6 protein-coding genes are annotated in these 7,434 nt (G+C 52.0%); 5 read left to right on the top strand and 1 reads right to left on the bottom strand.

The features are described 5' to 3' along the window. Together HNR46_RS08205 and HNR46_RS08200 are read left to right on the top strand one after the other, a co-directional pair. A partial coding sequence (locus HNR46_RS08205) for an RHS repeat domain-containing protein (RefSeq protein ID WP_184017628.1) occupies positions 1–1,023 on the top strand: 1,023 nt, incomplete at its 5' end. Positions 1,024–1,242: 219 nt separating this feature from the next. After that, positions 1,243–2,394, top strand: a complete 1,152-nt coding sequence (locus tag HNR46_RS08200) for a transposase (protein ID WP_184017626.1) — start codon at positions 1,243–1,245, stop codon at positions 2,392–2,394. 49 nt (positions 2,395–2,443) lie between these two features. Here HNR46_RS08200 and HNR46_RS08195 read toward each other — a convergent pair whose 3' ends face one another. Further along, positions 2,444–4,042, bottom strand: coding sequence for an NAD(P)/FAD-dependent oxidoreductase (locus HNR46_RS08195; protein ID WP_184017624.1), 1,599 nt, complete (start codon positions 4,040–4,042; stop codon positions 2,444–2,446). Positions 4,043–4,307: 265 nt separating this feature from the next. Here HNR46_RS08195 and HNR46_RS08190 point away from each other — a divergent pair, with 265 nt between their 5' ends. The 3 genes from HNR46_RS08190 to HNR46_RS08180 all read left to right on the top strand — a co-directional run bounded on the left by HNR46_RS08190 (position 4,308) and on the right by HNR46_RS08180 (position 7,309). After that, positions 4,308–6,254, top strand: a complete 1,947-nt coding sequence (locus HNR46_RS08190) for a hypothetical protein (protein WP_184017623.1) — start codon at positions 4,308–4,310, stop codon at positions 6,252–6,254. 177 nt (positions 6,255–6,431) lie between these two features. Beyond that, entirely contained in the window at positions 6,432–6,734 is a 303-nt protein-coding gene (locus HNR46_RS08185) for a hypothetical protein (protein ID WP_184017621.1), read from the top strand. Between the two features lie 236 nt (positions 6,735–6,970). Next, positions 6,971–7,309 (top strand): hypothetical protein, encoded by a 339-nt coding sequence (locus HNR46_RS08180; RefSeq protein WP_184017619.1) that lies wholly within the window; start codon positions 6,971–6,973, stop codon positions 7,307–7,309. The last annotated feature ends 125 nt before the right edge of the window (positions 7,310–7,434 follow it).

The raw sequence follows: 7,434 nt of genomic DNA, 5'->3' as shown, positions 1-7,434 counted from the left end.
CTGATCGCCTGCACCTACCACAACTCCACGAGCAGCCTGGAGCACTACATTCCGAGCTACGATGCGAATGGCAACATCCTCGCTTGGACGGATGGCAGCGGGACGGTGGTGCAGCGGATGGACTACGATCCCTTTGGAAACGCGGTGATGGTTGAGAAACTCGCCCCAGCATCTACCACCAAACTACCAAGCATCGGATTTTCGACGAAATATCAGGATGAGGAGACGGGTCTCTACTATTACGGCTACCGTTATTACGACCCGGTGACGGGGAGGTGGTCATCTAGAGATCCAATCGGGGAAGAGGGAGGAGTGAATCTGTATCGATTTGGGCCAAACTCACCGGTGAATGGCTACGACTATTTGGGGAACTCGTGGATCGAACAAGAGATCGCAAGGCTTCTCGCCGAACCATTCGAAGCCTTCGGCGACGAGATCGAGCGGGGTCTTCAAGAGGCATCGGACGCGATGAAAGAGGCTCTAGAAGCAGAGTTCGAGAGATTTAAGCCCGACGCAAAACAGAAATTCAAGAAAACCTATCGACTGAGAAAAGACATTGTAAGCAATGATCTCGTTACATTCTGGGTTGGGGGGCAAGTTAGTCTCTCAGCTGATTGTTGCTGCGTAACAGTTAGCGGTGCTCCCGCTGCATCATTGACCCTGAAGTCGCCTAGCTTTCTTGGTGTTTTCCAAGTTGTCGGAGGATTATCAGGCGCAGTATCGACTTCGTGGACCTATTGCCATGAACCTGATACTTCTGAGTGGGAAGAGCTGCATCTGGGGATCAATGGGAAGATCGGCCTCCGAGGTAGCCTGCCCGGAGCAGGATCGATTCCGGGATTGAAAAACGCATTTGCTGAAGGGGGTGCCTTTGCACAGCTCGACGTTGACCTTCTTGAGGGTTGGTCGAGCAGGACCTATTCTGCAGGATGGTATGCGCAGGCCTCCTTGCGGGTCGATGTTGGCTTTTGGGATTTCGAGCAGGTGTGGGGAACGAGTTCTGGTGACTTCAATTTCTTCTGATCAAATGCAGCCAGTCTTTCAATATCGCGAGTCATGGGCATTGAGATTGGGCGCTCCCGTAGTCGTTTTCGGTGTTGGCTTAGCTGTCGCTGCCTTGTTTCGGAACTGGTGGCTGGCTGGCCTAATACTCGCGATGCTTGGATTAGGCAAGAAAATGCCTGTCCCTTAAAAAGGAAAAAGATCTTGCGTGATTGATGCCGACTTTTTATCCTCCCCGTCATGAGACGTCCCCGCATGATGGCTCCTGCTTCTCTTGAAGTTGCTTACTACCATTGCGTGTCCCGCGTGGTGAATCGGGAGTTTGTGCTGGGAGCGGCCGAGAAGGATCATTTCGTGAAGCTGATGCGGGTCTACGAGCGGCTGTATGGCGTCCGGGTCGTTGCCTATTGCATCATGTCGAATCACTTCCACATCTTGGTGGAGGTCCCCCAGCGTCCTTCAGACGAAGCGCTGCCGGACGATGAACGCTTGGTGAGCTTGGTTCGAGAATGCTTGGGGGATCAGCAGGCGATGAATCTCGCCTGGCAGTTGCAGCATTTCCGCGAGATGGGGGCGAATGCTGCGGCGGAGGAGCTGCGCGAATCCTGGTTCTCCCGAATGTGGGATGTGAGCAAGTTCATGAAGGTGCTCAAACAGCGATTCACCCAATGGTTCAATGGTCGCCACAAGCGGCGAGGAACCTTGTGGGAGGATCGATTCCGTTCGGTGCTGGTGCAGGGGGAGTGCCGGGCTTTGCAGACGATGGCGGCTTACATCGATCTCAATCCAGTCCGGGCTAAAATCTGCGAAGATCCGAAGGATTATCGCTGGTGCGGCTACGCCGAGGCTGTGGCGGGGGAAAAGCTGGCAGCTGCAGCGGTGAAATGGCTGACGGAGCTTGGGATCCCGAAGCAAACAACCGAAAAGCAAGGAAAGGTGCTCACGGGATCTAAACGCGGATTAGACGCTCATGCGAAAGGGCAGAAGACTTTGGAAACTCTTCGTGTCTGGCGGTGTGAGCTGTTTGGGGTCCCAGCGACGGAAGGGGCTCAAGCAGAAGAATCGGCCAAGGGAGCGGCAGGGGTGGAGCTGGGCAAACGGAGGATTTCTCGGGAGAAGGCGCTGGAGGTGCTGGCGCTGGGCGGGCGTTTGCCGCAGGCGGAGTATTTGCGCTGCCGGGTGCGGTACTTCACCGATGGCGCGGCGATCGGGACGCGGGACTTCGTCGAGCAGGTTTTTCTAGAGTGCCGAGAATGGTTTTCGGCAAAACGAAAGACCGGAGCGCGATTGCTGCGTGGCCTGGAACTGGCGAAGAAGCCGGATCGGCTCTACTCCTTGAGGCAGCTGCAGAAGAATGTATTCGTGGCTCCTGAAGGTCATTCCCCTTCTTAAGGATCCGGCGATTCAAAACGTTCGAGAAGTCGAATAATTAAAGATAAATCTAATTGTCCTCGTTAGATTGAATGGCAGCTCTCGTCATTTCATGATATTCCTGTTCAGCATTGACTCTCCAGATATTGGATTTGGGAATTGAAGGGTTCAAAATGGAGTCGACAGCCGCCATGGACGATAGCATTGAATGGTCTTGATTGTTATATCGATGAGCTCCATTCCGGCCGACAGGATAAATATTTGAAATGCTATTTAAGAAGGCGCGAATCATCTCGATGTTCTCGTATCCTCCAGCATAGGACGGATACGCTTTGGTTTGCCGAATGACAGTGGCGTCTTCGATCTGCAATCGATTGACTACTCCGATGTCTTCGATTTCCTTTGTCCCTAATTTTATCAATTCCTCGTCTGAAAGGGACCAAAGCGAGTCTCCCTCTGTCGCAAAGTACTCCAGACCCAGCCAGAGCTTCGTGGGATCCGCTACCATGAACGGGCTCCAATTATTGAATATCTGAACTCGCCCCATCTTCACATTGGGTTCTTGTATGTAGAGCCAATTGTCGGGCGGATCGACTCTCTCCAAGGGGTTCTTTATTTGCATATCGTTCGTCTGGCATAATAATCCAACGGTGAGAAAGTCTCGATACTCAAGGGAGGTTGCGGAGTTTCGTACCTCATCAGGGATATTGCCGATAGCGCAATGAAAAAGATCCTTTAACGGCATTGAGGTAATGACGTGGTCAGGCTCAGGGAAGTCGAGTTGATTGCCTTGCTTGTCTAGTGCGGCTACATGGGTGACGTTATTTGATTCGATTTGTATTTTCGAGATAGAATGATTGAGGTGAATTGTCCCCCCTAACTTCAGGATCTCTTCTGCAACTGCTTCCCACAGTTGCCCGGGGCCGAACTTCGGATAGTGGAAGCGCTCAATAAGGCTTGTCTCGGTTTTTGCTTGTAATGCGTCGTCGGTTTGACGTCGAAGCGAATGAAGAAAAACCTTCCTTAACGAAAGCCCCTTGATGCGCTGGGCTCCCCATTCAGGTTTGATTTGGTTACAGGGAACGCCCCAAAGCTTCTCTGTGTATTCCTTGAAGAAGGTTTGATAGAGATGCTTGCCAAAGCGATTAATAAAAAAGTCCTCAAGGGACAGGACGGGAGTGATTGGGTTTGCTCTGCTTGTCAGATAATCTCTCAGTATTCTCAATGTTCGTCCCCATCCGAGTGAGTGGAAAAGTTCGAAGGTAGGGCGAAGGGGATAGGCGAAAAATTGCTTAAGAAAGTAAATTCTAGAGATTCGCTTTCTCACGAGGAAGACCCGATCCTGGATCTCAGGATCAGGTCCCCCTGTGCAGTTAAATGGAGAGTTTAAAGGGTTGTCAGGTGACGAGGCAACTTGGCCTTGAACGGGAAAGAACTTTTCCCACCAGGTAACAATTTGAGCGGATTTTGAGAAGAATCGATGCCCGCCGATATCGATGCGGTTGCCGCGGTAGTTGACTGTTTTTGAGATTCCACCTACTTGCGAATCTCGCTCAATAATGATTGGAATGATGTCTGAGCGAGTGAGTAACTCGTAGGCTGCGGTGAGTCCAGCAGGACCGGCTCCGATGATGATCGCATATTTTTTTGGAGGGGGAGAGGGGCACATGGGTTCCAAATGGGGCCGGTAGATTCTTCTTCGCCTCAATTCGGTGAAGTTTGAGAATGATTCATCGTTGGGCGCGGAACGCAAGCGAGGTTCGTGACAACCCCTGAGGATCGGGAGTGGGTGACTGGTAGAGGAATTCGTTCGTGGCGATAAAAACTATTTGTGGAGAACTAGAAATCCCGACTTGCTCCAAAGTCTGGGTAGGGCTGAGATGGACAGGGATGACGATTCGAAATTTTCCGCCAAGACCTTGTCCGTTTGATCTATGAACCCGAACTTTCCTCTTTCGCGCGATCCCGGCAAGTGTTCACCTGATAAGCCGGATGTCATCAGGATTCTTACATTGTTCGAGTGCAAATGCACAGGGATAGTTCTCGCTTTGGCTTTCGCGATTTCCTTCCAGCTGTTGATGGTTTGTTACTCGCCGAGCTTGAGAGGCCCTTTTCTCTTTGATGACATCGAAGCAATTCCAGGGAATGCTGATTTCAGGATGTCCTTCAATCCAACAGTGTTTTTCCGCGATCACGAGAGTTCTTTGCAATTCGACCGTCGACCGGTAACTGGGATGATAAGCTGGATAGACTTTCAGGTTTCAGGATTGCATCCTTTTGGGTATCGCATGACGAATCTGGTTCTCCATTTTACCACGGGATGCGTGGGGTTTTTGCTGCTTTCAAAGTTGGCGAAAAGATTTAATTGTGCATGCCCTAAATTGTTGGCTTTGTGCAGCGCAATATTGTGGATGCTTCATCCCTTGCCGACTAATGCTGTGAGTTTTATCTACCAAAGGGCCGAGGTTATCATGTCTTTGTTTCTTATGGTGGGCTTGTTGTGTCTCCTTATTGCGGAGGAAAGAAGTTCTCGCAGGTGGTTAGGCCTAGCAGGAGCTTGCGGGATCTTGTCTGCCCTGTCCAAAGAATCCGGGGTGGTGTTTATTGCAATTGCTCCAATATTCGAGAGCTTTGTCCATTTCCCAACCTGGAGAAGTCTCGGTAAGCAGCGTGGTTGGTATTATTTGATTCTTGGTGCGATTTTCGTGGCGATCATTGGTTGGATTTTTACTGGAATTCGAACGAAAGAACTTGGTGAATCAGGTGTTTTTTGGGAGACCCCGTTGGGATATCTGCGGTTTCAATGCTCAGCCATTTTCAAGTATTTGAGGCTCATTTTTTGGCCGTCATCGCTGAATTTTTTCTCTCTGCCGTTGGGTTGGGGTGAAGCAAAAAGATGGCTGCCTGCGCTAATATTTCTCATGCTAATCGGAGCGATGGTGCTCCTTGGTGGGAGAAGGCGGAGGTGGCTCTGGTTGGCAGCCATCGTCTTCCTGGGCGTGTTGGCTCCGACAAGTTCATTATTGCCGCTGACGCTGGAACCCTACGCTGAATTTAGAATGTATCTTCCGTCCTTGGTGATAGTTGGTGTTATGGTCGCGCTTTTGGGATCATTGCTAGTTAGGGCATTGTCGTCTTGCTCGTTCGTGCTTAATGCTGTTTCATGCGCATTGATCTATATGAGCTTGTTGGGCGTATTGTCGGCGGCGACTTGGTCTCGGAATCATGTCTATTCGTCACCGGTGCTCTTATGGGAAGATGTGGTCCTTCAGGAGCCAATGAATGGGAAGGCTTTGGCGAATCTTGGGATTGCACACCTTCAGGTTGGGAACAATGACAAAGCCGAATGGTGTGCGAAATCTCTCATTGGTTTGGGCGAGCGGGGTGGTGCGCCGGATGTGAAGTTTGCAGGGGAGCGCCTCCTAGCCCTGATTGAATTGGACCAGGGGAAAGTTGAAGATGCGATCGGAATCCTTGAAATTGCTGCCAATCTTACTCCTGACATTCCCGGTCCTCAAATTGAGTATGCACTGGCTCTTACGCGGCTAGGCAGGCACTCAGAAGCTCAGAGGATCGTTGATGAACGGCTTCCTGGAAATGCAAGAGTTGATCCGTCGGTTCAGTTGCTGATCGCAGAGATTGCGATGAGAAGAGGGGAAGTTGGGTTGGGTCATCGCGTTCTTGATCGGCTCGAATCCGAGCTGCCAGGGAATCAAAGAGTTCATACGATCCGTGAATTGGCTAACCAATCCGTGGTGGCTGACGAGGCTGGTAGATCGACTATCGAGGGGACGGCGAAGCCTCAGGATCCTGAAGAAGTTGAATGGCCTCCGATGGCTCCTTATTCGTCAAATGCTGGCCTCTCCACGCCGGAGCGGTGAGGCTCCATAGTCGGCGTTTCTGTATTGCTGAGCGCCTTATGTGGTTTCGTCGTTCAATTTTGATGGGGACGGCCACGGTGGCAGACATTGGACGATATGATTCGGTCCCACCAAACGGAGCTGGAGGGTTTGTTGTGATGGGGTAGGATCTGGGTGGCACTCGTCAACCGAAGAACCGTGAAACGAAAGAGAGGAGCGCAGAGCGTTGAGGTCAAGGCATGGGTGGTCCTTGAGGCCCGCAAGCAGTTGAAGCCCGGCAGACAGATCGCGCAGGATGAAGGGATTCATCCTGTGCTGGTCAGCCAGTGGAAGGTGGGGCTCGAGGTGCGCATGCCCGAAGGGTGTGCCTCCGGGACGGCGGTCGGTGATGAGGCGAGCAAGGCCGAGCGCGACTGCGAGCGGCTGGCGTGCAAGATCGGACAACTGGTCAGTGAGCGATGCGATGAGCTGCTCGACCTCTTCAGCGTTCGATTTGGATGAAAAAGCCGATGGCCATTCTCGTCGCTCTATTTGGGCTAATAGTGATTATTGGGTTCGAGCGTTTTGTTGAAGGCTTGCAGCTCTCGATTCTGGATGGTCGCCATGAACCACCGGAAAAGCCCCCATTGAGGCCCGAGTTCGGGGTTGAGGATTCGTTGGAAGTTCTCTCGCCTCGGAGCGACCAAAACGGACAGTTTGGCGACCGTTTTTCAAGGTCATCCGCTTCGTTGGGTGTCGTGCCTGCTCCATCGGATCAAAGCGATCCCGGTCTGGCAGGAACCCCTTTCGTGGTGGAGGGCACGGGACAATGGACTTCCCTGCACTTCGTGAGGTCGTCTGAAATCACGGGTAAGGCCGAGATGTCACCATCTGAGATCGATAGGCTTCAACGGGCGGTGGAGATTTTTGGTGATGAATGGGATTCTGGCGCACTGATTTTTGACTCCGACGCGCTTTCGTCATCCACGATTCCGCTGGTTCTGTTCGCTGAAGAAGGATGCGACCTGACCGAGCAGGTGAAGTCCATCTATGAGCAGTTGCTGGCTGAAGAGGGATCGTCGAAGGAAGAGCGGTAAAGGGAGAAGCATGCTCGAGAGAAATGTCGAAGCTTCGCGGAGAGTTTAGGATGGGGCGAGGGTGGAGGGGTGGAGAGGGGGCGGGATCTTTTTCTGATCAGCTGAGTGCCCGGGACTTGAGGAGT

It is taken from the genome of Haloferula luteola (genome assembly GCF_014201715.1).
Taxonomy (GTDB): domain Bacteria; phylum Verrucomicrobiota; class Verrucomicrobiia; order Verrucomicrobiales; family Akkermansiaceae; genus Haloferula; species Haloferula luteola.
Note: the sequence above shows the minus strand (reverse complement) of the source record. Positions and strands in the feature narration are given on the sequence as shown.